The organism is Actinomadura fibrosa (assembly GCF_900659615.1).
Lineage (GTDB): Bacteria > Actinomycetota > Actinomycetes > Streptosporangiales > Streptosporangiaceae > Spirillospora > Spirillospora fibrosa.
On the sequence record NZ_CAACUY010000542.1, the window covers coordinates 1 to 1,345 of the forward strand.

Below are 1,345 nucleotides of genomic sequence, written 5' to 3' on the forward strand. Positions count from 1 at the left end.
GATCTCTCCCGGCGCCGCTCGGTGTCGGCCCGGAGCGCGTCCAGGCGCCGCTGGAGGCCGTCGGTCTCGTCCGTCCGGGCGTGGATCTCGTCGATGAGGCGCGCCCGCCGCTCGGCCGCGACGGGCTCGGCGCGGCGCACCTCGGCCCCGGCCGCCGCCAGCAGCACGCCCGCGAGCACGAGGACGAGCATGACCCCGCCCCTCCCGGCCCGCCTACGGCCCGGTCCTCCCCCGCCGCCCGCGGCCCGGCGGCGGGCGGCCTCCGCGTAGCCGGGGTCGCCGAGCCTCCCGCCGACGAGGTCCAGCAGCAGTGACATGGACGCGTCCGGCCGCCGCCACGGCCCCGCCCCGCTCCCGCGTCCCGGGCGGCGGGGGCCGTCCTGTCGCTCGATCACCGCCCCATCATGGCAAGGACCGGCGGATCCGCGCCTCAGGCGATCGCGGCGCGGGAGCGGTCGAGGCCGATGCGCGCGGCGAGCCCCGCGAGCACCGAGCCCATCACGTACCGCTGGACGCGCTGCCAGCCGGGCCGCCGCGCCAGGAACGCGGCGATGCTCCCGGCGCCGAGCACGATGAGCCCGTTGACCGTGACGGCGACCGCGATCTGGACGAGCGCCAGCAGCAGGCTCTGCACGGCGACGCCGCCGCGGTCCGGGTCGGCGAACTGCGGCAGCAGCGAGACGTACAGGATCGCGATCTTCGGGTTGAGCAGGTTGGTGACGAGGCCCATGGCGAACAGCCGGCGGGGCGGGTCCGGCGGGAGCTCGCGGGGGGCGAAGGCGGACGTCCCGCCCGGCCGGACCGCCTGCCAGGCGAGCCACAGCAGGTACGCCGCGCCGCCCAGCTTGATCGCCGTGTAGACGGGCGGGACCAGCGCGAAGACCGTGGTGATGCCGGCGGTCGCCGCCGCGGCGTAGATCAGGAAGCCCGTCGCGACGCCGCCGAGCGAGATCAGCCCGGCCCGGCGACCCTGCGTCACCGAGCGGGAGACCAGGTAGATCATGTTGGGCCCGGGCGTGAGGACGAGCCCGAGGGCGACCAGGGCGATGCTGGCCAGAGCGGCGAGCGAGATCACGCGACCTCCTGTCGTGGGAATGTGATCGATCGTAGAAGTCGGTGCAATCACGTGCAATACTGCGAATTGCACTCGGTGCAATATCGGGAGAGGGCTGGGATGGACGACTACCGGCGGGTGGCGGACGCCGTGGCCGCCGACATCGCCGCCGGGCGGCTGCGCCCCGGCGACCGGCTGCCCCCGCAGCGCGCGTTCGCCCGCGAGCGGCGCATCGCCCCCTCGACGGCGGCGCGCGTCTACCGCGAACTGGCGCGGCGCGGGCTGACGGTG

At 75.9% G+C, this 1,345-nt stretch carries 3 protein-coding genes; 1 reads left to right on the forward strand and 2 read right to left on the reverse strand.

Annotated features, from left to right (window positions below; translation table 11 throughout):
- Both E1300_RS51200 and E1300_RS49540 read right to left on the reverse strand, forming a co-directional pair.
- Positions 1–395 (reverse strand): hypothetical protein (locus E1300_RS51200; RefSeq protein ID WP_207400466.1); only part of this gene is annotated, 395 nt, incomplete at its 3' end.
- A gap of 35 nt (positions 396–430) precedes the next feature.
- Complete coding sequence (locus tag E1300_RS49540) at positions 431–1,075, reverse strand: LysE family translocator (RefSeq protein WP_131764159.1); 645 nt, start codon at positions 1,073–1,075, stop codon at positions 431–433.
- A gap of 99 nt (positions 1,076–1,174) precedes the next feature.
- Between E1300_RS49540 and E1300_RS49545 the strand changes: the two genes are divergently transcribed.
- Positions 1,175–1,345: GntR family transcriptional regulator (locus E1300_RS49545; RefSeq protein WP_131764160.1), on the forward strand; the 171-nt coding region annotated here is incomplete at its 3' end.